Annotated in this window: 10 protein-coding genes and 1 riboswitch; of the genes, 2 read left to right on the top strand and 8 right to left on the bottom strand. The window is 68.2% G+C overall.

Annotated features, from left to right (window positions below):
• Window positions 1–8162 (bottom strand): invasin domain 3-containing protein (locus tag AC57B5_RS00395; RefSeq protein WP_496398499.1); only part of this gene is annotated, 8162 nt, incomplete at its 3' end.
• Between the two features lie 659 nt (window positions 8163–8821).
• Window positions 8822–8932: riboswitch (glycine riboswitch) on the top strand.
• A 92-nt stretch (window positions 8933–9024) separates the two neighbouring features.
• Here AC57B5_RS00395 and AC57B5_RS00390 point away from each other — a divergent pair.
• Complete coding sequence (locus AC57B5_RS00390) at window positions 9025–10356, top strand: D-amino acid dehydrogenase (RefSeq protein WP_012202460.1); 1332 nt, start codon at window positions 9025–9027, stop codon at window positions 10354–10356.
• A gap of 50 nt (window positions 10357–10406) precedes the next feature.
• On the opposite strand, the gene AC57B5_RS00385 is transcribed toward AC57B5_RS00390, so the two are convergent.
• The 4 genes from AC57B5_RS00385 to AC57B5_RS00370 all read right to left on the bottom strand — a co-directional run bounded on the left by AC57B5_RS00385 (window position 10407) and on the right by AC57B5_RS00370 (window position 13798).
• On the bottom strand, window positions 10407–11642 hold the full coding sequence (locus AC57B5_RS00385; RefSeq protein WP_034397936.1) for an FIST signal transduction protein: 1236 nt from the start codon (window positions 11640–11642) through the stop codon (window positions 10407–10409).
• 76 nt (window positions 11643–11718) lie between these two features.
• Window positions 11719–12687 (bottom strand): PhaM family polyhydroxyalkanoate granule multifunctional regulatory protein, encoded by a 969-nt coding sequence (locus AC57B5_RS00380; protein ID WP_496398498.1) that lies wholly within the window; start codon window positions 12685–12687, stop codon window positions 11719–11721.
• A gap of 142 nt (window positions 12688–12829) precedes the next feature.
• Window positions 12830–13342: a copper chaperone PCu(A)C gene (locus AC57B5_RS00375; protein ID WP_013800288.1), complete on the bottom strand. Its 513-nt coding sequence runs from the start codon at window positions 13340–13342 to the stop codon at window positions 12830–12832.
• A gap of 96 nt (window positions 13343–13438) precedes the next feature.
• Entirely contained in the window at window positions 13439–13798 is a 360-nt protein-coding gene (locus AC57B5_RS00370) for a hypothetical protein (RefSeq protein WP_013800287.1), read from the bottom strand.
• A 119-nt stretch (window positions 13799–13917) separates the two neighbouring features.
• Between AC57B5_RS00370 and AC57B5_RS00365 the strand changes: the two genes are divergently transcribed.
• Window positions 13918–14580 carry a glutathione S-transferase family protein gene (locus AC57B5_RS00365; protein ID WP_012202455.1) on the top strand — a complete coding sequence of 221 codons (663 nt, stop codon included), beginning with the start codon at window positions 13918–13920 and terminating at the stop codon, window positions 14578–14580.
• Between the two features lie 18 nt (window positions 14581–14598).
• On the opposite strand, the gene recD is transcribed toward AC57B5_RS00365, so the two are convergent.
• Genes recD through recC form a run of 3 tightly spaced genes read right to left on the bottom strand, consistent with a single transcriptional unit; the run spans window position 14599 to window position 24124 of the window.
• The gene (recD, locus tag AC57B5_RS00360; protein ID WP_496398497.1) at window positions 14599–16749 is read right to left on the bottom strand and encodes an exodeoxyribonuclease V subunit alpha; all 2151 of its coding nucleotides are present in this window, start codon (window positions 16747–16749) and stop codon (window positions 14599–14601) included.
• A complete protein-coding gene (recB, locus tag AC57B5_RS00355) occupies window positions 16746–20603 on the bottom strand; it encodes an exodeoxyribonuclease V subunit beta (RefSeq protein ID WP_496398496.1) in 3858 nt (1285 codons plus the stop codon). The genes recD and recB overlap by 4 nt, the downstream gene beginning before the upstream one ends.
• The gene (gene recC, locus AC57B5_RS00350; protein ID WP_496398495.1) at window positions 20600–24124 is read right to left on the bottom strand and encodes an exodeoxyribonuclease V subunit gamma; all 3525 of its coding nucleotides are present in this window, start codon (window positions 24122–24124) and stop codon (window positions 20600–20602) included. The genes recB and recC overlap by 4 nt, the downstream gene beginning before the upstream one ends.
• Between the last annotated feature and the right edge of the window lie 3 nt (window positions 24125–24127).

The following is a 24127-nucleotide window of genomic DNA, read 5'->3' as shown; positions in this document are numbered from 1 at the left end:
GGGAAGGTGTTGGGCGTGCAGGTCGCACTGGACACGTTCGCACCGCTCGGCACGCCCGTGATGCTGATGCCTGCCGGCACCAGATCCTTGATGGTCACGCTGGTGGCGGGACCGAAGGCACTGGCAGCGTTGGACACGGAGAACGCGTAGTTGAAGGGCGTGCCCACAGCCAAGCTGCCGGGGTTGGCCTTGGTGACCGTCAGCGCAGGAGTACCAGGCGTCACCGGCGTGGAAGGCGTCGATGCGCAATCCGTCGTGCAACCGGCCGTCGGATTGACCGGGCTGATGCCACCCGACGGATCGTAGGAGGCCGTGTTCGTGCTCGAGCCCACCGCCGTCGGAACAGCTGGCAGGTTGAAGCTGGTGTTGCTACCCGCTGCGACCGAAGCCGTGAAGTTCACCGTACACGTCAGCACGGTGCTGCCATTGCCCGCAAACGGGAAGGTGTTGGGCGTGCAGGTCGCACTGGCCACGTTCGCCCCAGTCGGCACGCCCGTGATGCTGATGCCCGCAGGCACCAGGTCCTTGATGGTCACGCTGGTGGCGGGACCGAAGGCACTGGCAGCGTTGGACACGGAGAACGCGTAGTTGAAGGGCGTGCCCACAGCCAGGCTACCCGGGTTGGCCTTGGTAACCGTCAGCGCAGGCGTGCCAGGCGTGACCGGAGTCACCGGCGTGGAAGCGCAGTCTGTCGTGCAACCGGCTGTCGGATTGACCGGGCTGATGCCGCCCGACGGATCGTAGGAAGCCGTGTTCGTGCTCGAACCCACAGCCGTCGGAACAGCCGGCAGATTGAAGCTGCTGTTGCCGCCAGCCGCCACCGGTGTGGTGAAGTTCACCGTGCACGTCAGCACGGTGCTGCCGTTACCCGCAAACGGGAAGGTGTTGGGCGTGCAGGTCGCGCTGGCCACGTTTGCGCCGGTCGGCACACCCGTGATGCTGATGCCTGCCGGCACCAGGTCCTTGATGGTCACGCTGGTGGCAGGACCGAAGGCACTGGCGGCATTCGCTACCGTGAAGGCGTAGTTGAACGGCGTGCCCACAGCCAAGCTGCCAGGGTTGGCCTTGGTAACCGTCAGCGCAGGCGTGCCTGGCGTGACCGGAGTCACCGGTGTGGAAGCGCAGTCTGTCGTGCAACCCGCCGTCGGATTGACCGGGCTGATGCCACCCGACGGATCGTAGGAAGCCGTGTTGGTGCTCGAACCCACAGCCGTCGGAACAGCCGGCAGATTGAAGCTGCTGTTGCTGCCAGCCGCCACCGGCGTGGTGAAGCTCACCGTGCAAGACAGGATCGCCGTGCCATTGCCCACGAAGGGGAAGGTGTTGGGCGTGCAGGTCGCGCTGGCCACGTTTGCGCCGGTCGGCACACCCGTGATGCTGATGCCTGCCGGCACCAGGTCCTTGATGGTCACGCTGGTGGCGGGACCGAAGGCACTGGCAGCGTTGGACACGGAGAACGCGTAGTTGAAGGGCGTACCCACAGCCAGGCTGCCGGGGTTGGCCTTGGTGACCGTCAGCGCTGGCGTACCAGGCGTGACCGGCGTGGAAGGCGTCGATGCGCAATCCGTCGTGCAACCCGCCGTCGGATTGACCGGGCTGATGCCACCCGCTGGATCGTAGGAGGCCGTGTTGGTGCTCGAACCCACAGCCGTCGGCACAGCTGGCAGATTGAAGCTGGTGTTGCCACCCGCCGCCACTGCCGCAGTGAAGTTCACCGTGCAAGTCAGCACGGAGCTGCCATTGCCCGCAAACGGGAAGGTATTGGGCGTGCAGGTCGCACTGGCCACGTTTGCGCCGGTCGGCACACCCGTGATGCTGATCCCCGCAGGCACCAGGTCCTTGATGGTCACGCTGGTGGCGGGGCCGAAGGCACTGGCAGCGTTGGACACGGAGAACGCGTAGTTGAAGGGCGTACCCACAGCCAGGCTGCCGGGGTTGGCCTTGGTGACCGTCAGCGCTGGCGTACCAGGCGTGACCGGCGTGGAAGGCGTCGATGCGCAATCCGTCGTGCAACCCGCCGTCGGATTGACCGGGTTGATGCCACCCGCTGGATCGTAGGAGGCCGTGTTGGTGCTCGAACCAACCGCCGTCGGCACAGCCGGCAGGTTGAAGCTGCTGTTGCTGCCAGCCGCCACCGGTGTGGTGAAGTTCACCGTGCACGTCAGCACGGTGCTGCCGTTACCCGCAAACGGGAAGGTGTTGGGCGTGCAGGTCGCACTGGACACGTTCGCACCGCTCGGCACGCCCGTGATGCTGATGCCTGCCGGCACCAGATCCTTGATGGTCACGCTGGTGGCGGGACCGAAGGCACCGGCAGCGTTGGACACGGAGAACGCGTAGTTGAACGCAGTTCCCACAGCCAGGCTGCCCGGGTTGGCCTTGGTGACCGTCAGCGCTGGCGTACCAGGCGTGACCGGCGTGGAAGGCGTCGATGCGCAATCCGTCGTGCAACCCGCCGTCGGATTGACCGGGTTGATGCCACCCGCTGGATCGTAGGAGGCCGTGTTGGTGCTCGAACCAACCGCCGTCGGCACAGCCGGCAGGTTGAAGCTGCTGTTGCTGCCAGCCGCCACCGGTGTGGTGAAGTTCACCGTGCACGTCAGCACGGTGCTGCCGTTACCCGCAAACGGGAAGGTGTTGGGCGTGCAGGTCGCACTGGACACGTTCGCACCGCTCGGCACGCCCGTGATGCTGATGCCTGCAGGCACCAGGTCCTTGATGGTCACGCTGGTGGCGGGGCCGAAGGCACTGGCAGCGTTGGACACGGAGAACGCGTAGTTGAAGGGCGTGCCCACAGCCAGACTGCCGGGGTTGGCTTTGGTGACCGTCAGCGCTGGCGTGCCAGGCGTGACCGGCGTGGAAGGCGTCGATGCGCAATCCGTCGTGCAACCCGCCGTCGGATTGACCGGGCTGATGCCACCCGACGGATCGTAGGAGGCCGTGTTGGTGCTCGACCCCACCGCCGTCGGAACAGCCGGCAGGTTGAAGCTGGTGGCGCCACCGGCCGCCACCGGCGTGGTGAAGCTCACGGTGCAAGACAGGATCGCCGTGCCATTGCCCACGAAGGGGAAGGTATTGGGCGTGCAGGTCGCACTGGCCACGTTCGCGCCGGTCGGCACGCCCGTGACGCTGATGCCTGCCGGCACCAGGTCCTTGATGGTCACGCTGGTGGCAGGACCGAAGGCACTGGCAGCGTTGGACACGGAGAACGCGTAGTTGAAGGGCGTGCCCACAGCCAAGCTGCCAGGGTTGGCCTTGGTGACACTGAGGTTCACCACGCTCACAAAATGAATTTGTGCGGCGCTTGGCGAATACGCGTTTGCTCCCACGGTGAACGTGCCACCCAGGGTTCCTGCAGGAATGCTGGTGGCGATGCTGTAGGTACCACTTGCTGTGCTGGTGGCAGTGATCGAGCAAATGCCCAGAGTTGCGCCGCTTGTTCCAGTGGTGCAAGTGGCCGACGCACCTGCCGCACCACCGTTCAGCTTCACGCCGGCAGCACCGGCAAAGGTGACGACCTCGCCGCCCTTGGGATTGCCACCGGCATCGCGCACATACGCTTCCACCACATCGGTTGCCGTGCCATTTGCCGCCGCGTTGTCGCTCACGACACGCAGGCCCGAATTGCTTGCCGAGGCATTGCCGGCGACAAAGGCCATCGATTGCGGGCTGTTGCCGATGGCAGCTGCACCCACCGTGGCGGCAGCCGAGTAAGTCGATGCGGTCACGCTGGTGAACGACACCGAGCAGGTCGCCGCCGCACCCGCAGTCGTGCAACTGGCGGTGGCAGGCGCCGCTCCGGCAGGCGTCACGCTGAAGTTCACGGCAACGCCGGTGACCGGATTGCCGAACGCATCCTTGGTGACCACGGAAACGACGTCCTGGCCGCCGCCGGCTGCCTGGTTGTTCACATCGACCGACATGGTCGAATTGGCGGGATCGACGGCACCTGCCGTAAAGACATAGGCAGCCGTCGCACCGTACGTATTGCCGCCGGAGCTGACGCCGCTGCCGCTCAATGCGCCGCTCGCGATGCTTGCGCCGGAAGTGTAGGAACCCGCGACGGTTGTCTTGGCGGTGACCTGGCAGGTACCGGCCGCATTGGTGGTGCAGGTACCGCTGAAGGTGATGTTTGCGGTGGGAGAGAACGTGACAACGCTTCCGGCCACCGGATTGCCGTTGACATCTCCCACAAACGCTTCAAGCACATCTGTCGCCGAGCCATTGGCCGTGACCGGACTGGTGACGGTACGCACCCCCGACCTGGCGGGGTCGGCGGCATTGGCCGTGAAGTTGATCACGGCCGGACTGCCGTTTGCCACGCTCTGGGTGGTGGTGCCGTTGTTGTCCGTGGCTGTGAAGCTCGCCGCACCCGCCACGGTGGATGTCACCGTGATGGAGCAGCGCGCTGGATTCGCATTGGCCGCAATCGTGCAGGAAGTTGCCGACGGCGTGCCGGCGCCGGTATGGACAAAGCCGATGGTGTGGGCGACCGTATCGACCGTTGCATTGCCATTGGCGTCCTGCAGTGCAACGGTCACCGTGCCGGTGCTCGTACCGTCGGCCATCACCGAGAGCGGTGTGGCACTGAGCAGATTGCCACTGGCTGTATTGCTGGGCGGCCCGGCAATGAAGTTGACCGATACCGGACCGCCATTGCTCACGGCCGTTCCGTTGTCCGTTGCCGTGAAACTTGCGGTGCCAACCGTGGCCGATTTCACCGTCACGGAGCAGGTGGCCGGATTGGCATTGGCCGCGATCGTGCACGTGGGTGCGGTCGGCGTGGTCGTGCCCACGCCCGTTTTGGTGAAGACAATCGTGTGCGCCACCGTATCCGTGGCGGGATTGCCATTGGCATCGCGCAGGGTCACGCTGATCGAGCTCGTGGCAGTGTTGTCTGCGACAACGCTGAGCGGACTGGCACTGATCAGGTTTCCATTCGTGCCATTGCTGGGCGGGCCGGCCGTGTAGTTCACCACAGCCGTAGCCGTGGCGGCCGAGCCATTGATGGTGAAACCAAAGGTGCCACTGCCGACTGCGGTAGGTGCCGTGACGGTTGCCGTGTACACCCCTGCGCTGCACGCCCCCGCGCCGACCGCAGGCGAGCCCTGTGTTCCGCTGTTCAGCGTGAAGGCCACCGTATTGGCACAGGTTGCAATCGAATTGCCTGACGCATCCTTGAGCTGCGCCGTCAATGTGCTGGTTGCGGTGCCATTGGCAATGATCGAGGTCGGACTCGCAACGATGGTCGAGGCGCTGGTACTTGGCGGACCCGCCGTGTAGCTCACTGAAGCCGTAGCAACTGCGGCAGAGCCGTTGATGGTGAATCCGAAGATCCCGCTGCCGACCGCCGTGGGCGATGTGACGGTGCCCGTATAGATGCCGGCGGTACATGAGGCCGCGCCCACACTCGGCGTTCCCTGCGTTCCGCCGTTCAGGGTGAATGCCACCGTGTTCGTGCAGGTGTTGATCGGATTGCTGCTGGCATCGACCAGTTGCACGCGCAGCACGCTGGTGGAGCTGCCGTTGGCCACGATCGATGTCGGTGTGGCGACTATCGTCGATGCACTCGTGCTCGGCGTTGCGGCCACATAGGAGACCGTTGCGGTGGCAACAGCCGCAGACCCGTTGATGGTGAACCCGAAGGTGCCGCTGCCGACCAGCACCGGCGATGTCACCGTCCCCGTGTACATGCCGGCACTGCAGCCCGTGACGCTGACGGCAGGAACGCCTTGCGTCCCCGCATTGAGGGTGAAGGCCACCGTATCGGTACAGGTGGTGACAAGGTTGCCTAAAGCATCCTTCAACTGCACGGCCAAGGTGCTGGTGGAGACGCCGTTGGCCGCAATCGATGGCGGACTCGCGGCGATTTCAGACCCGCTCGTGCTGGCCGGCAGCCCGGTGAAGCTGTAAGCAACCGGCGAAGGCTGATAGGTCACTGCGCCAGATACCGGACTTCCACCCAATGGAAGATTGGAGAACGTGGCACCAGCGACTGACGACGACAAGGTCACGGGTGTGGTGAATGTTCCGGCGACACTGCTGCTGGCATTGATGGGAGACGCGCACTTTCCGCTGGAGTTGGTCGTGCAGCTGACTGCGGCGGAGCCGCCATTGAACGTGACACCTGCAGGCGGCGCTGCGAAGGTGACGGTGTCACTGCCCCCTGTCCAGGCATTGCCTTGGCCGTCAACAATGTAGACCTCCAGCAAGTCGCTGCTGCCGACAGGTTGATTGTTGGTCGTCGCCAGAACGCCGGATTTCAAGGCACAGGGAAAACCGGTGACGCTTGCAGCCGTTGAAAGCTGCGAGGTCTGGGCTCCGCCGGAATTGCTGTCCGTCACTGTGACTCGCACCTGGCCGCTGAGATACGAAGGAACGGTCAGCGTTCCCGAGGCTCCGGCCATGGTTTCGGAGCCCAGATAGACCTGCGCATCGTTGACGCCCGCGCCGGTCGGCGACCAAAAGGCTTCCACCGTATACGGTGCCGGCTCGCTCGCATTGGCATTTGCCGTGATATTGAATGTCCAGGTGCAGGCGGCGGTGTCACTGGCGCCAACGCCAAGGGTGGGGGTCCATCCGGTTTGTCCATTGCCCGTCGTCAGCAAAATGATGCCTGATTTTGCAGCCACAGGCACGGAAAACAGCGTGTTCTGAGAAATCTTGAAGAAATCACGCGTAGTGATACGAATGGCACTTCTCGACTGGCTTGTCATCTTGTTGTTGCCAATCAATCCTGGTGCCGTACCCGTACCACCGATATTCACCCCGTCCCCGCCGCCAGTGAAGTTGTTATCGGTCACCGTCACTACCTGCGTCGTGCCTGAGGCTGCCGTATTCACCGTTGGTGCCGACACATGCGTTGGCGATGACCCGGTATAGGCGGCGATAGGCAGCGAGAAGGTATTACCCGTCACGGCCAGACCAATTCCATTGGCCAGGCTGATCGTTCCATCAACCGACACCACGGCCCTGGGCGCATTTCCACCAGTCGGGCTCAGTGCGATATTCGAATCTTTGATCGTCAATCCGTTGACGGTCATGTTCGACATGACCTGGAAGAACTGCTCGAGCTGCATTCCCCCGATAGGATTGGGCAGATTCGTTACAGTGAAATTATCGACAACAATGTTGGAAACCGTGCCTGTACCGTTGCTTGCGGCAACGGAAATGGCCGAGCCCTTGTTATTGCCGTAATTTCCATTCCATATCGCGGAATTGATCGTGCTATTGGTAAAGAATACGTTTTGTGCGCCTTGATGAATCTCCGCGTACAGCTCGCAGTTGAACGGCGTCCCCTCTCCCGCAGGGGTTGGCGCCACATTCACCAGGCCGACGCGATCAATGGTGACATTGTTCGCCGGGGAGCCAACGACGAATACCGCTTCGCCACAGGTCATGTTGGGCGAATTGGTGAGCGTGATGTTCTTCCCACCAAGATAAAAAGTTTCCCAGGCGGAGTCCGCCCAGTTCTGGACTTGTATGACTCCCCCGAAATCGATGGTCAATGAGCCCGTGCCGGCTGGCACGGTGCCTTTGAGCCAGTACCAGGCACCACCGGCACCAGTGGTGGTGCCCGTATCGCCGCCGCTGATCATCTGGGTTTGACCACAGGCATTGGTGGCTCCCGTCACGGCGCCGGACTGGGCTCCGCTGACGAATGTGTTGGCACAGCGCACGTAAACCGTCTGATTGTCGACATACGGATGGAGGTTTCCCGCCGCATCCTTGGATGTCCCGCTCTGTATGGTTCGTACCGACGTAGACAGTGTCGGCGCAAAGACGATGGAAACATCGGCACTCGGATCCAGCGTTTGTAGCGTGTAGTTGGCTGCCTGAATGGCCGCTCGCAGCGTACATGCGCCAGCAAAGGTACCCCCCAGCGTGCTGACACAGGTGGTTGGTGTCGTTGCATTGGCATTTGGAGCGTCGCTGTTGTCGGTGACCGTGAAAACGATGGTCGCCGCGAGTGCCGTGGATGAAATACCGGCGCACGAAAGCAGCAGCAACGAGAACAAGTACCTCGCTGCACGCCATTTTCGTAAAAACACCGAACCAGGCAGGCGATCAAGAACGCGCATGATATTCCCCATTTTTTCAAGGAAATCAGACAGGAAAATATTTTCCCCAATGGCAATGGCCATCAGTTGTACCCAGCGCATTTGCATCGCCGCACCTCGGATAGTTCTATTTGAGTCAAGAACTCACAACTCACCTTGCAACCGGTGACATTGGAAGTAACAGGGTTTCGCGCAGATCCTGCGCGTCAATCAAAAAAGGTGGATTTCCATCAGCGCTTGCGCACTGCTCCATTGCCCATTGAGCCGGGCACAACTTCAGCCGGGTTTGCGATGCAAATCATTTTTTTCCTCCCTCAACGAACCATATTCACCGTGCTTGTATTTTTTCCAGTGGCGGGCCAGTTTCCATAGACCTTCACCTGTGCAACGGTAAGTCGCCTATCCGACAGATATACAACCCATGGTTACCCCATGGAGGTTCAATCGATCAGAACATGCGCTGTCAAACCACCACACATACCGATAGGCTAAATCATGTTTTTTTCTATTTCAATAGTTTTTTTACATGAAATCGAAGGCTCGTGCCAGCGCTACGAGGGAGGCGCTTGAGCGATATAGGGAATACCCTGAATCGGCCACACCACATACAGGTAGTAACTGGTGGTATCCCCAGTACGACTGGAACCGGCTGCGCAAGCTACATAGAATCGCCCCTGCAGGAGAGCAGGCGGGCACCACGGTGCCGAGCCTCACCGAAGGCGCAAACTCCCATACACGCTCAGGTTCCGTACTGCAAACACAACATGCCGTCTGGAGAGCCGCCGCACGCAATATGCGGCGCACCGAAGGAGCAAGCCCCGTTCCCATGGACGGCGGTGAATCTCTCAGGTACCAAGGACAGGGGGAGCGGCAGCTGCGTCACGACGGACGCCGGCTGCTTGCTATTGAATCCATAGCTACCAGCTTCCGCGTGACCGGCACATGCCTTTGAAAGGGCATTGTCATGCGCGTCATCGTTCTCGGAGCCGGCCTGATCGGCACCGCCTCGGCCTACTATCTGCAATCTCTCGGTCATGAAGTGACCGTCATCGACCGCCAGGCTGCGCCCGGCGCCGAAACCAGCTTTGCCAACGGCGGGCAGATCTCGGTCAGCCATGCCGAACCCTGGGCCAACCCCGGCGCACCGCTGAAGTTGCTGGGCTGGCTGGGCCGGCAGGACGCCCCCCTGCTGTTCCGCCTGCGCGCCGACATGCGCCAGTGGCTCTGGGGCCTGTCCTTCCTGCGCAACTGCACGCCCGCGCGCACGCGCCACAACATCCAGCAGATCGTTCGCCTGGGCACCTACAGCCGCGAGGCCCTGCAGCAGCTGCGGTCGGACACCGGCATCCAGTACGAGCAGCGCATGCAGGGCATCCTGCACTTCTACACGAACGCCCGCGAGTTCGAGGGTGCGCTCAAGCCCACCGAGCAGATGCAGGCCCTGGGCTGCGACCGCCGCCTGATCGACGCCGACGAAGCCGTGCGCCTGGAGCCGGCCCTGGCCCATGTGCGCGGGCAGATAGCGGGCGCCACCTATACGGCCGAGGATGAATCGGGCGACGCCAACCTCTTCACCCGCGAGCTGGCACGCATTGCCACCACCACGGGCGTGCAGTTCCGCCACGGCCACCACGTCATGGCGCTGCGCACCACGGGTGCGGGCGCCAGCCGCCATATCGACCACGTGGAGGTGACCAATGCCGATGGTCGCTACGAACGCATCCAGGGCGACGCCTATGTGCTGGCCATGGGCTCGTTCAGCCCGCTGCTGGCCCAGCCGCTGGGGCTGCACCTGCCCATCTACCCGGCCAAGGGCTACTCCGTGACCCTGCCGGTGCTGGACCCCGCCAAGGCCTACCAGGTCAGCCTCACGGACGATGAGTTCAAGCTGGTGTTCTCGCGCTACACCGGCGCGCAGGGCGACCGCCTGCGCATTGCCGGCACGGCCGAGTTCAACGGCTACGACCGCAACCTGGACCCCGTGCGCTGCGAGGCCATCGTGCGGCGCGTGCAGCAGCTGTTCCCCGGCGCCGGCGATACCGGGCGCGCCCAGTTCTGGAGCGGCCTGCGCCCCGCCACGCCCAGCAATGTGCCGCTGATCGGACGCTCGCCCATCGCCAACCTGTTCCTGAACACCGGCCACGGCACGCTGGGCTGGACCCATGCCTGCGGCTCCGGCATGGCGCTGGCCGACCTGGTCAGCGGCAGGCAGCCGGCCGTGGATTTCGATTTTCTGGGAGCCGCAGCCATGGACCCGGATCGCAGCGCAGGCACGGTGCGCCCGCGCGCGGTCTGAGGTGCAGACGGTGTGTACCGTGTGTACGGCGTGTACGGCGTGTACGGCGCCTAAGCAGTGAACACCGTCAACACCCCGGCGAAGCGGTGCAGGCGGGCGTCCATGATCTCGGCTTCGGCGACGAAGCCGATCAATGGCACATCGCCCAGTGCGTGGCGCAGGGTGCGCAGCTCGGCATCGGGGCCGCCGAACAGGCCGCCGCCGCGGCCCCGGCAACTGATGTAGATGGCGCCACGGATGCGGGGCTGTGCCTCGCCTTCGGGCGCCGCCTCCTCGGGCTCAGCCGCATCGCGCAGCGCAGCGCCCAGTTGCAGCAGTTCCTGGCGCGCGACCTGGGCCTGGCGGCGGCAGAAGATCACCGAATGCCCGGCCTCCACGGCCGATGACAGGGCCACGCCCTGGCGCAGCGGGTCCAGCCCGACCAGGGTCAGTACCTGGGCCTCTTCGGTGAGCACGCCGTGGGCCATGCCCCGGCCCGGCGGCGCAATGGCCGCCAGCGTGCTGCGCACCGTGGTCAGCGCGGGCTGCCAGTCGCTGCCTTCCAGCTCCACGCCCAGCAGTTGCAGCAGGCGCTGCAAGGCCGGATCGCCATTGAGCCCGGTGACCAGGGCGCCGCGCGCCTCGGTGATCTCCAGGCCCTCGCCCAGCGGCACGCAGCCCTGGGCCATGCCCGTGATGCAGGGCACGCCCGCACCGAAGGCCACGCCCGAGAAGCCTCCGCTGAAAATGCCGCGCGCATCCGCATGCTGCGCATGCAGGTCCTCGGTGCGGCAGGCGATCTGCACACCCTCCACGCCATCGTCCCCGTCATCGCCCACGCCGCCGAAAAGCAGGCCGGACTCGGTGCGCTCGGACAGCTCGTACAGCAACTCGGCCAGCTCGGGCTGGCCGCCTCCGGCATGGACCAGGGCCGAATGGGCCGTGAACCCGGCCTCGCCGCCCGGCGCATGCAAGGGCGCCAGGCCCGAATACAGGCGGTAGTGCGCCGCCGGCACATCGAGCAGCATCACCGCGAGCGCGGAACCGGACAGGTATTCATGGGACATGGCCAGCACGCCACCGGCCGAGCAGCCAGCCCAGTCCGCCACATGGGGCAAGGCCCTGGCCAGATGCTGCAGCAGCGGTCTTGCATGGGCGGCATGCGCGTGGGACAGGTACACCAGGCCCAGTCGGGGCCGCTGCGCGTGGCCCGGATCGGCCATCTGCGAGCGCAGTTGCAGCAGCACCGCATCGGCCGCGGCGCGCCAGTCGGAATGGCTGGCATGGCCTACAGGAAACAACGACATTCCAACCTTCTTTCTAGCCCTGCCAGCGCCCGGCTTGCGGAGGGCTCTAGACCATCCATGGGTGCCGCCGTGCCGCTCAGCGCGGTGGCCGGCTCTTGGCCGGCGCCTTGCCTGCGGCCGGTGCCTTGGCTGTTGTCTTTGCGGTGGTCTTTGCCGCCGTCTTCCTGGCCGCTGCCTTGGCTGGCGCTTTGGCTGGAGCTTTCGGTGGAGCCTTGGCTGGCGATTTCGCAGGCGCCTTGGCGGCTCCGGCCGGGGCCTTGGCCGCCGGTGCAGCCGCCTTGCCTGCCTGCGCGGCGAAGGCGCCAGCCTGGGCCGTCATGCGGTCCATGGCGGCCTTGGCGATGTCGCCGGCCATGCCGGTGGCGCGCTGTGCGGCAGCCACGGCCTCGGGGGCCATGGGCTCGGCCATGGCCTTGGCGGCGATCTGCTGGAATTGCTGGGTGAGTGCGCCCCACCATTGCATGGCCTGGCCCATGGCGGCGGCCTGGGCCGGCTCGTCCTTGGGCGCAGAAGCCTCGGGGCCGGAGGCCTTGCTGCCGGCATCCGCGGATGCAGCGGCCGCAGCAGCTGCAGGCGGCTCGGCAGGGGGCTGCGCGGGCGCGGCCTGCGGCTTTTCCTGCTTGCCGGCCTTGCCGGCGGAGGACATGGGCCAGTCCGAGTGGTCGGACTGCCCCGCGCTGGCGGCGCCTTTGCCCGCAGTGGCTGCAGCAGCGGTGGCGGCTGCAGCGGCGGGGAACTGGAAGGCCTGCGCCAGTTCACCCATGCTGACGTTCATGCCCTGCAGGGTGGACAGCGTCATGCGCTGCACTTCCAGGGCCTGGATGGTGGCGGCCAGCGCCTTGCCATTTTGATCCAGCCAGAACTGCACGGCCTTGAGTTCGGTGATGCGCTTGTCCACCTCCTCGATGCTCACCGTGGGGGCCACCCATTCGGGCAGGCGCCCCAGGGGCCGGGCCGTGGCCGATCCCGCGCTCTGGGCCAGGCCCTGCAGGAAGTCGAAACCGGGGATGAACTTGCCGAAACCGAAGGAGGACGCGTCACTCATGGCAGCACTCGCTAGGACTGGGTTGGAAGAGCATGCCGGCGAAGGATGCCGGCCATGCTCCCAGCTTAACCCAGGCACACGCCAAGTCCACGGCAAGTCATGCGCATGCGGCTGCGCACAAACCCGGTGCAATGGCGCTGGCTCAGTGCGAATGGCCGGCGTGGCCGCCGCCGTGGCCCGCTGCCGGGGCAGCCGCCGCGCCGGGCGCCATGGCGCGCACGGGGACCTGCAGGCTCAGGCGCGAGGTTTCGCCCTTGGCATCCTTGAACACCAGGGTGATGGGCACCTGGCTGTCCTTGAGCAGCGGGCTCTTGAGCTGCTGCAGCATGACGTGGTAGCCGCCGGGCTTCAGGTCCACGGCCACGCCCTTGGGCAGGTCCAGGCCGTCAATGGCGCGCATGCGCATCACATCGCCTTCCATCTTCATTTCATGCACCTCGGCCACGCCGGCGGCGGGCGACTCCACGCCCACCAGGCGCAGCGGCTCCTCGGCCGTCAGGCGCATGAAGGCGCCCGTGGCCTGCTGGCCCGGCACGCTGGCACGCGCCCAGGCGGCGTCGGCCTTGACGTGGGCCGCATCGGCATGGGCATGGGCCAGGCCCATGGACAGGGAGGCGGCGATCAGGAAAGGGGTGGTCCATTGACGCAGTGTCATCACGGTTTCTCCAGAAAATTCAATACGTTGCAGCACGGTCTGTGTGCCTTGCAAAAACAAAAGCCAAGCGAAAGAGGCAGGGATTGAAATGGGGAGTCACCGGGGCGGGGCGCGGGCCTGCGGCAAGGCCGGCATGGCCACGCTGTGGACGGAGGCCGGGTGCGCCCGTGGCTGCGCATCTGCCATCAGCGGTGCCGGGGCCGCACTGCACCGGGCGGGCGGCGGCGCCAGCGGGGGCAGGCACAGCGGGCAGTCGATGCCGTGGCTTCCGGCAAGGGCATTGTCCTGACCGGCCGGCGATGGCACCCAGACCGATTCGCCAGCGGCCGAGCACAGGCGCTCCCAGCCCGAGGCACGCGCCAGCGGCGCAAACGCCGATGCCAGCGCCACGCACAGCCACAGCCCCAGCACCCAGCGGGCGCAGGCAGCCAAGGTGGAGGGCAGGCGAAGCGGCATGGCGCCATTCTAGGGGTCTGCCCCAGTCGTCATCTCCGGGACCGCGCCATGCCCTGCCCGCCCCTACCATCACAGGCGCGCACCCTCGCCTTCACCACAAACAACCCAAGGAGACACCCATGCTCACCCTGTGCGGATTCGCGGCCAGCAACTACTACAACAAGGTCAAGCTGGCCCTGCTGGAAAAGCAGCTGCCCTTCAACGAGGAACTGGACTGGCTGGGCGAGACCGACATGGCACTGTCGCCGCTGGGCAAGGTGCCGTACCTGCGCATCGACGACGGCCGTGGCCTGTGCGAGTCGGCCGCCATGGTCGAGTATGTGGAGACGCTGTCGCCCTCGCCGGCCCTGCTGCCGGCCGACGCCTTCGAGGCCGCCAAGGTGCGCGAGCTGTGCGTGTACCTGGACCTGCACCTGGAGCTGGTGGCGCGCATCCTCTACCCGCAGGCCTTCTTCGGCGGCCAGGTCAGCGACTCCACCCGGGAGCGCACGCTGGCCCAGCTCGACAAGAACGTGGCGGCCTTCGCCAAACTCGCGCGTTTCTCACCCTTTGTGGCGGGCGACAGCTTCACGCTGGCCGACTGCTGCGCCATCGTCCACCTGCCCCTGGTCAGCGCGGCCAGCAAGATCGTTGGCGGGCGCGACGTGCTGGCCGACCTGCCCGTGCGCGAGTACCTGGCGCGCATGGCCGAGCGGCCCACGGTGCAGCAGGTCAATGCCGACCGCAAGACCAATACGGCGCTGATGATGTCCCGCTACGCCAGCGACAAGACTCCGGCCTGAGCCGCCGCCCTGCCCGCCTCAGTCCTGCAGCCAGCGCAGCAGCCCGCTGGCGCGCTGCGTGGGGCTGCCAACGGCCGAGGCCAGCAGGCCCGGCACCTCGGAGAACAGCGAGAAGGCCTGGCGGGCGCGCGTGATGCCGGTGTAGACCAGCTCGCGCCCCAGCACGCTGCCGCCGCGCGAGGGCAGCACCAGGGCCGTGTGCTCGAACTCCGAGCCCTGGCTTTTGTGCACCGTCATGGCGAAGGCGGTCTCCACATGGGCCAGGCGGCTGACACCGACCGAGCGCAGCTCGTCACCCTGCAGGAAGTACACGCGCAGCGGCTGCCCGGGCCCACCCTGCGGGCCCCCCTGTGACCCGCCCTGCGACCCACCCGGCAGCGCAATGCCGATGTCGCCGTTGAACACGCCCAGTTGCGCATCGTTGCGCGTGACCATGACGGGCCGGCCCGCATACCATTCGCCGTTGCGGCGGATCGCGCCCTGCGCTTCCAGGGCCTGCTCCACCGCCCGGTTGAGGCCGGACACGCCCCAGTCCCCCTCGCGCACGGCGCACAGCAGCCGGAAGCGCTCGAAGGCCTGCAGCACATCGACCACCCAGGCCCGGTGCGCGGCCTCGTAGCCGCCGTCCGCAGCCGGCCTGTTTTGCAGCGCCCTGGCATACAGCGCATAGCTGGCCAGGCCACCGCGCCCGCGCACGGCCAGTTCGGTCACGGCCTGCACGCCGCCGCCCTGGCGTTCCCAGAGTTCGGAGTGCGTACCGCCTTGCGTGCCGGCATCGAGCAAGGCCTGGGCCTGCGCGGCGTGGCCGGCATTCACGGCGCGCGCCAACTGGCCGATGGGACCACCGAAGCGCCGGCTTTCGCGCAGCATGACGGTGTGTTGCGCAAGAGCCGGAGGCCGGTCGCCTGCCGGCGCCGCGAACTGCGGCGGCACCGCCTGGCCGGCCACGCGCAGCGCATAGTCCAGCGTGTCCCGCAGGTAGCGTCCGGCCTGGGCATCGCGGCACAGGTCGCCCAGCACGGCGCCCGCCTCCACCGATGCCAGCTGGTCCTTGTCGCCCAGCAGCACCAAGCGGGCGCCGGACGGCAGTGCCTCCAGCAGCGCCGCCATCATCTCCAGGTGGACCATGGAGGCCTCATCGACGATGAGCACGTCCACGTCCAGCTGCCGGCCCGCATGGAATCCCCAGTGCCGCGTATCGGGCCGCGCGCCCAGCATGGAGTGCAGGGTGCGCGCCGCGCCCATGCGCTGCACCAGGCCCGCCAGGTCGATCTCGCCGCCCATGCTGCCCTGCAATTGCAGCAAAGCCCCGTCAATCGATTGCTTCAGGCGCGCGGCCGCCTTGCCCGTGGGGGCGGCCAGGGCCACGCGCAGCTGGCCGGCGTCGGGCGCCGTGGCAAACAGCAGGGCCAGCAGCCGCGCGGCGGTATAGGTCTTGCCGGTGCCGGGGCCGCCCGTGATCACCGACAGCCGGCCGCGCAGCGCCAGCGCGCAGGCCAGCTTCTGCCAGTCCACAGTGCCAGCGTCCGCCGCAGGCGGGAACAGGCGGTCCAGCCAGCGCCGGGCCAGGGCTTCGTCCAGCGGCTGGCCGGCCACGGCCTGCGCCGCCGTGCGCTGGATGACATGGGTGGCCACGGCGCGCTCGTAGTCCCAGTAGCGGCGCAGGTACAGCAGCGGCGCGGGGCCGTCGGCACCTGCCAGCACCAAGGGCTGGCCAAGGTCCTCGCCGCCATCCTGGCCCGCGTCGCCGATCACGCGCACCACGGGGCTGGCACCCAGCGCCGCCACCCAGCCGGACAGGCGAGCGGGCAGCATCTGCCACAGGGCCTGCTGCGCGGGCAGCGCCTCGGCGGGCCAGGCCAGCACGTCGTTGGGGTGGCCGGCCAGCGGTGCCAGGGGCAGGCAGCTGTGGCCGCGCCCCTCCATCTGCGCCAGCAGCGCGGTGGCCACCAGCAAGGCGGGCCCGGCCTGCGCATCCTGCCCGGCGACGAAGGAGGCCAGCGCCGCATCCAGGCGCCGCAGCAGGCCGGCATCGGCCCAGCGGCGCAGCAGGGCCAGCACTTCATTGGTGTCTGGCGGCACGGCGCCCGGCGAGTCGTCGCTCGGCCGTTCATCGAACAGGTCCAGCGTGGCCGTATCGACGGTCCGCGAACGGGGGCGCGGGCTCATGGCAGTTCCTCCGCGTTGGCGTGGCCGGGGCCGAGCAGTTCATCGAGCGCATCGAGCAGGGGCAGCTCGGGCGCCATGGCATGCATGCCACCGGCCGGGCCATCGATGCCGCGCAAAAAGTAGTACAGCGCGCCGCCCAGCTGGCGCTGCGGCTCGTAGGCCGTGCCCAGCCGGCTGCGCAGCAGCCGGTGCAGGGCCAGCAGGTAGAGCGCGGCCTGCACGTCGTAGCGGTGGTGAAGCATGGCGCGGGCCAGGGCCTCCTGGCCGTAGGCGGCGCCGTCCGGACCCAGGTGGTTGCTCTTGTAGTCAAGCACCCAGTAGCGGCCCTCGTGGCAGAACACCAGGTCGGCAAAGCCCATGAGCATGCCGTGCAGCGAGCGCTGGGGCAGCGCGGGCCGGTCCTGCCCCGGCAGGATGAAGCTCCGGCACAGCTGGTCGATGCGCTCGGCCGGCAGCTGGCGCGCGGGCAGCCAGAACTCCATCTCGGACAGTTGCGGGCCCAGCGTGGCCAGCGTCACATCCAGCGGCGCCAGCGGCTGGTGGACCACGGCCGTGAGCCAGGCCAGCAGGTCGCGCGCCTGCTCGCCACGGCCCGCGCGCTCGCAGCGGCGCACCAGGCGATCAGCGAGCGCACCCTGGCCGTCCACGGGCAGGGCAAAGTCTTCGCCGCCCAGCCATTCCAGCTGGTCGTGCACGAAGTTGCCGACCACGGGGCCGCGCAGAAAGCGGTGCCAGACCGCAGGCCCAGCGGCCGGTCCATCCTGCAGGGGCTGCAGGCCCGCCAGGCCGGCCAGGCCGGCAATGTCCGCCAGTTCCGGCGATGGCGGCGGCTCCAGCGCCTGCTCATCCTCGGCCGGGCGCTGCACGGCTACGGGCAGCACGGGCAGGCTGGGCGCGGCCATGGCACGCACCAGGGCCGAGAAGCTGCCGATGCCCCAGCGGGTGTCGAAGCGCGCGTCGTAGGCCGGGGCATGGTGCAGCGGGGTGGCGCCAGCCGGTGGCTGCCAGCGCGTGCGCTGCAGTGGCCCGGCATCCAGGTCGCGCCAGGCCATGTGCGGGTCTTCGCCGCACAGCTGCTGCAGGCCGTCGCGCCAGCCCTGGGCCGAGCGCGGCTCGGTGCCTCCCAGCAGGTAGCCAGCTGCGCCCTGCTCGTTCACGCAGGCCTTGCCGTTGCCGCGCTTGAGCGGGGCCAGGCCCAGCCACAGCGCATGGCGCGGGCGGGTGAGCGCCACGTAGAACAGGCGCAGGTCCTCGCGCAGCCGTTCGCGGTCGGCCTGGGCCAGTTCCTCGTCGCTGAAGTCCAGCAGCAATCGGCGGGCCGGAGCCGCGTCGTCTTGCGACTCGTCCTGCGCGGACAGGGTCAGGAACGGCGTTCTGGCCCGTTCCATGGGGCGGAAGCTGCCCGCAAACGGCAGGCAGACCAGCGGGTACTCCAGGCCCTTGCTCTTGTGCACGGTGACGAGCTTGACCAGGTCGGCATCGCTTTCCAGGCGCACCACCTGCTCTTCGCTGCCGCTGCCCGGCGTCTCGATCTGGGTGGCCAGCCAGCGGATCAGGGCCTGCTCGCCCTCCAGCTGGGCGCTGGCGGTCTGCAGCAGCTCGGCCAGGTGCAGGTAGTTGGTCAGGCGCCGCTCGCCGCCCATGGCCGGGTCCTGCAGCCAGCGCACGGGCAGGTCCAGCCGGTACAGGGTCTGGCGCAGCATGGCCAGCACGCCCAGGCGCAGCCAGATGCTGTGCAGTTCGCGCAGCTGCTCGCTGCGCACGTCAAAGGCTTCCTCGTCGGCGGCCAGCCAGGCCAGCTCGTCCAGCGACAGGCCGATGAGCCGCGTGGCCAGGCCCGCGCGCACGGCCTGGGCATCCAGCGGCGCGGCGACGGCGCGCAGCCAGTACAGCAGGTCATGGGCCTCGTCGCTGGCGAACACCGAATCCTGGTCCGACAGGTAGACCGAGGCCACAGCGCGCGCCTGCAGCTCTCGGCGCACGGCGGCCGCCTCTCGGCCCGTGCGCACCAGCACGGCGATGTCGGCAGGCCGCAGGCGCACAAGGCGGCCATCGGGCTGCACAAAGCCGGCCTGCGGGTCGGCCAGCCACTGCACGATCTGCTCGGCGCAATGGGCCGCAAAGCGCCGCCGCACCTCGTCGGCCGACAAAGGCAGGGGAATGCCGGTGTCCTCGTCGCGGCCCGCACTCCAGGCCACGGTGAGGGCGGGCATGGCGCCGTCGCGCGTGTGCAGCTGTTCACTGCGCCCCTGGGCGGCCACGGGCTCGAACGGCAGCGGGTTGTGGCTGCCGCGCCGAAACATGAAGGCGCCCTCGCCCGGCCGCTGCTCGGCCTGCGCGAACCAATGGTTGACGGCGCCCACCAGCGCCTCGGTGGAGCGGTAATTGGTGCCCAGCACGTAGTGGCGGCCCTCGGTGGCACGGCGCGCCTGCAGGTAGCTGTGGATGTCGGCGCCGCGAAAGCCGTAGATGGACTGCTTGGGGTCGCCGATCAGCAGCAGGGCGCTGTTCGGGTCGTTGGCCGCCGTGCGGTAGATCTGGTCGAACAGGCGGTACTGCAGCGGCGAGGTGTCCTGGAATTCATCGATCAACGCCACCGGGTACTGGGCCAGGATGCGCTCGCGCAGCACGGCGCCGTTGTCGCCGGCCAGGGCCGTGTCCAGGCGCTGCAGCATGTCGGCAAAGCCGAAGCTGCCGGCCTGGCGCTTGAGGTGGGCCAGCCGCTGCGCCACGCGCGCGGCCGCATGAAGGCGCACGGCCACGCTGACGGGCGGCAGTTGCTCCAGCTGCAACAGCAGCGCCTGCAGCTCGGCCAGCTCCAGCGGCATGAGCACATCGCCGGCCGATCCCTTGAAGGCCTCGGCCAGGCCCTCGGGGCTGAGGCGGTGGCGCGCGGCCTCGGTCAGCGCCAGCGGGCCGTCCAGCGGCGCGCGCGACCAGTCGGCCAGCGCGGCCAGCCAGCCGGTGTAGCGCGCGGGCTGCAGCTTGCGCTTGTCCCACAGCGCGCCATGGCCGTCGAGTTGTCCATCCAGCCACAGCTGCAGGCGCTGTGCCTTGTCGTCCCAGCCGGCCGCCAGGGCCAGCAGGCGGCTGCGGCGCTGCTCCATGGCGCGCTGCAGGCAGTCAGCCAGGCTGCCCTCGCCCGCGCCGGGCACGGGGGGCTCGCGCAGCAGGGCGCGCATGTCATCGACCAGGGCGCCGACGTGGGGCCAGATCTTCAGGACCTCGTCCAGCAACTCGTCGGACAGCGGGTAGCACTGCTGGCGCCAGTAGTCCTGCGCGGCCTCGGTCTGGCGCTGGCTTTCGTCGGGCTCCAGCGTTTCGTCAAAGAGGTTGCCGCTGTCGAAGGCATGCTCGCGCAGCATGCGCTGGCACCAGGCGTCGATGGTGTGGATGGCCGCGTCGTCCATGCATTCGGCCGCCATGGCCAGGCGCCAGGCCGCGCGTTCACGGGCCGCGCCTTCGGGGTAGGCCTCGCGCAGCGCGTGCAGGAAGGCGTCGTGGGGCGCGGGCTCGGCCTCGCCGCGAAAGCACTGCACGGCCTCGATCAGGCGCTTGCGTATGCGGTCGGACAGCTCGCGCGTGGCCGCGCGCGTAAAGGTCATGACGAGGATGTCGGGCGGCATCAGCGGGCGCTCGAAGGCCGTGCTGCTGATGCCGTCCAAGCTGCCCTCGCCATGCCCCAGCACCAGGCGCAGGTAGAGCGCGGCGATGGTCCAGGTCTTGCCGGTGCCGGCGCTGGCCTCGATCAGGCGGCTGCCCCACAGCGGGAAGCGCTGCGCGTCGAGCACATGGCTGGTCACGTCGCCGTCCACATCGCCGGTCACGGCGCCGATCATTTCGCTCGCGCTCATTGCGCCTCCCCCTGGTACGGCAGGACCTGCACCTGCGCGGCCACCCAGTCGAGCAGCGGCGCGTGGGCGGCATGGGCCAGGGCCTCGAAACGGCCATCGGCGCTCAGGCGTTCGAAATCCGGGTAGCAGCGGGCCCAGGACGGGTCCTCGCCTTCGCCGCCGACCAGATGACCACCCTCATAGGCCTGCTGGGCCGCAGCGGGAAGGCCTTCGGCCATGGCCAGGCCGCTGCGCAGCGGCAGGGGCAGCGGGCCGTTCTGGCCTTCGCGCCACAGGGCCATCAATTCACGCAGCCGTGCCAGCGCTTCGGAAGGGTCCATGGGCAGCACCTGCACCAGGCCGTCGCGCGCCACCACGCGCAACTCGGCCTGCGAGCCGCTGGCGGCCAGCGCCAGGCTGCGCAGGTAGACCGGCATGAGCTTGTCGGCATGGGGCCTGCCCTTGGCATTGAGCAGGTTGCGCGGGTCCAGCAGCAGCCAGCACTGTGCGTCGTCCGCATCGGGGGACTCTTCGGTTTCGCAGGACTGGCGCAGCCCGTCGATCCAGTCGTCGAACACCAGGCCATCGTCCTCGATCAGCAGCCGCCTGCGCGGCGCGGGATGGGCATACCGATCCAGTTGCTGGCGCCAGGCCCGCAGCGAAGGCGTGACCGAGGACTGCAGCGCCCGCGCGCCGCGCTCGCCCAGCCCCGCCAGCGGCAGCCGCCCCGAGCGCGTGAGGCGCGCCACGGCCGCACGCACGCTGTCTTCCATGGCCTGGGGCGCCTGCCCGGGCTCGTCCAGGCCGGCCGCCACCTGCTGCTGCAACTGCTGCACCAGCAGGTATTCGGTCAGGCCGTCGAGCTGGAACAGTTCCTCGTCCACCACGGGGTTGTCTTCCTGCTCGAAGCGCACCTGCAGGCGCTGGCGCAGGTAGGCGCGCGCCGGGTGGCGCAGGAAATCGGTGAGCCGGGCCAGCGTCAGCGGCGCCGAGGCGTCGGGGACAAAGGGCGGGCGCGGCTGCGCGGGCAGCGCAGGCAACGCGTCCGTGCCGTCCGACTGCGCATGCGCGGCCCGCCATTCGCGCGCATAGGTGGTCCAGGGCGAGCCTTCTTCGAAATAGCGGCGACTGAAGGGCTGCAGCGGGTGCTGCTGCGTGCGCTGCGCCAGCAGCGGCTGGCCGCCTTCGCCGCGCCAGCCCGTCTCCAGGTAGTCGCGCAGCTGGGAGACCAGGACCGAGGGCGGCTGCTCGCTGTTGTCGCGCACATGGTGGCCGGTCCAGCTGATGTAGAGCGCGCGGCGTGCGGACAGCAGGGCTTCGAGCATGAGCTGGCGGTCATCGTCGCGGCGCGCGCGGTCGCCGGGGCGCTGCTGGCCGGGCAGCGCCATCAGGTCGAAGTCGCTGCGCGTGGCGCGGCGCGGATAGTCGCCATCGTTCATGCCCAGCAGGCAGACCACCTCGAAGGGAATGGCCCGCATGGGCATCAGCGTGCAAAAGGTCACGCCACCGGCGCGAAAGCGCTGCGACAGCGAGGGCTGCTCCAGCGCCTGCATCCAGGCCTCCTGGGCCACGCCCAGTTCCACGGCGTCCGCATAGCCGGCCTGCTCGCAGGCGCGCTGCCAGTCCGTGAGGGCGGCGTCCAGCGCGGCCAGCATGGCCTCGTCCTCATCGTCCTGCGCCTTGAAGAAGTCCTGCAGCAGTGCGCGAAAGCGCTGCGCCCAGACCTCGGGCGTGGCGGGCCGCCCGGCCTCGCGCCACCAGGCCAGCATGCGCTCCAGCAGCGCGGCCAGCACTCCGGCCAGCTCGGCCGACAGGCCGCCCACTTCGTCATAGGGCTCGATGCCGCCAAAGGCCTGGCCGTCCTGCGCCACGCCGCCGGCATAGCCCAGCAGCATGCGCTGCAGGCCGAACCAGGCGCTGTTGTGCTCGCCGCAGGCCTGCAGGCCCAGGGCGCCGCGCTGCGGCGCATTGAGTCCCCAGCGGATGCCGGCCCCGGCCATCCAGCGCGTGAGCTGGGGCAGGTCGTCGGCCGCCAGCCCCATGCGCGCGGCAATCGCTGGGACGTCCAGCAGATCGCACAGCTCGCTGAGCCGGCAGCGCTGCTGGGGCAGGCGCAGCAGCCATTGCAGGGCCACGGCCAGCGGGCTGCTGGCGCGCGCACCCAGGTCGGCGATGTCGAAGGGAATATGGCGCGGGTCATGCCGTCCGTACTGGCCGAAGACCGCACGTATCGAGGGCGCTGCCGTCTCTATGGACGGCAGCATGACCACCACGTCACGCGGGGCCAGCGGCGCTTGCCCTGGCTGGGCAGGATCCGGTGGCCGGGCCAGCATCTGCAGCAGCTGGTCGTGCAGCACCTCCAGCTCGCGCACCACGCTGTGGGCGCTGTGAAAGACGATGGAACGGTCGGCCCGCGCCACCTCCAGCGGCGGGTGCTCGGCCAGCGGCACCAGGTCGCGGATGCGCTGCTGCACCTGGGCCAGCAGCGGCGCGGTGCGCAGGTCCTCGGCATCGGTCTCGTCGAACAGGTCCACGCGCGGCATCTGCAGCTGCGCGGCAGCACCCGTGGTGTCGAAGGCGTCGAGCTGGCGCACATAGTCGCGGCTTTGCCGGCCCCAGGCGGCCAGCAGCGGATGGGCGTGGGCGTGCATGGCCTCCAGCGGCAGCTGCGCCAGATCGCGCCCTCCGCGCAGCGGCTGGCGGCGCCGCGCCATGCGCAGCAGCTCGCGCCCGTCGATGGCGTCGGCCCAATGGAAGCGGCAGGGATTGGGCACGGCCAGCAGCACCTGGCTGTGGCGGGCAATGGCGGCCAGGAATTCCAGCAGGCTCAGCGGCAACTGGCTGATGCCGAACACCACCACGCGGCGCGCCAGCGGCGCGGCCGGCGCCTCGCCGGACTGCAGCGCGGCCAGCACCCTGCCCTGCAGGCGCGCGCGCGTGGCGCCGCGCTGGTCCTCGTCCAGCTCGGCCAGCACGGCGCGCCACAGGCGCGGCTGCCACTGCTGGCCTTCGGGCACCGGGGCGTCCGCCACACCAGGGCGCAAGGGCATGGGCAGCACGTCATGCCCGGCCTCCCAGGCGTCCAGCCAGTCGGCGCGGTAGATCTGGTATTGGTCGAAAAGGTCGGCCAGGCGCTGGGCCAACTGCAGCAGCCGCTCGGGCTCGCCGGGGCGCAGAAAGCCTGCAATGGGGGCGAAGGCCGGGTCATGAAGGCACTGCGGCAGCAGGCGCATGAGCCGCCAGGTCATGGGCGTCTTGTCCAGGGGCGATTCGCGCGGCACGGCCTGGCGGCCCAGCACCTGGCGGTAGCTGCGCCACACAAAGCGCGCGGGCAGTTCCACGCGCGCGGCGGCGCACACGCCCAGCTGCTCGGCCATGCGCATCTTGAACCACTCGGCCATGCCGTTGCTCTGCACCAGCACCACCTCGGGCTCCAGCACATCCAGCGGGTGCGCAGCCAGCCATGCCAGCACCGTGTCGGCCAGCACCTCCGTCTGATTCCCGTGCAGGGCGATCAAGCCCGGCTGCCAATGCGATGCCACCTC

This window comes from Delftia sp. BGA-UO-ETr-SB1, assembly GCF_059567865.1.
This window is presented reverse-complemented; position numbering and strand designations above follow the sequence as displayed.

Excerpts from the sequence above, each read along its gene's own strand:
- AC57B5_RS00390 (WP_012202460.1), top strand. The coding sequence starts at position 9,025 with ATGCGCGTCATCGTTCTCGGAGCCGGCCTGATCGGCACCGCCTCGGCC.
- AC57B5_RS00385 (WP_034397936.1), bottom strand. The coding sequence starts at position 11,642 with ATGTCGTTGTTTCCTGTAGGCCATGCCAGCCATTCCGACTGGCGCGCC.
- AC57B5_RS00380 (WP_496398498.1), bottom strand. The coding sequence starts at position 12,687 with ATGAGTGACGCGTCCTCCTTCGGTTTCGGCAAGTTCATCCCCGGTTTC.
- AC57B5_RS00375 (WP_013800288.1), bottom strand. The coding sequence starts at position 13,342 with ATGACACTGCGTCAATGGACCACCCCTTTCCTGATCGCCGCCTCCCTG.
- AC57B5_RS00370 (WP_013800287.1), bottom strand. The coding sequence starts at position 13,798 with ATGCCGCTTCGCCTGCCCTCCACCTTGGCTGCCTGCGCCCGCTGGGTG.
- AC57B5_RS00365 (WP_012202455.1), top strand. The coding sequence starts at position 13,918 with ATGCTCACCCTGTGCGGATTCGCGGCCAGCAACTACTACAACAAGGTC.
- recD (WP_496398497.1), bottom strand. The coding sequence starts at position 16,749 with ATGAGCCCGCGCCCCCGTTCGCGGACCGTCGATACGGCCACGCTGGAC.
- recB (WP_496398496.1), bottom strand. The coding sequence starts at position 20,603 with ATGAGCGCGAGCGAAATGATCGGCGCCGTGACCGGCGATGTGGACGGC.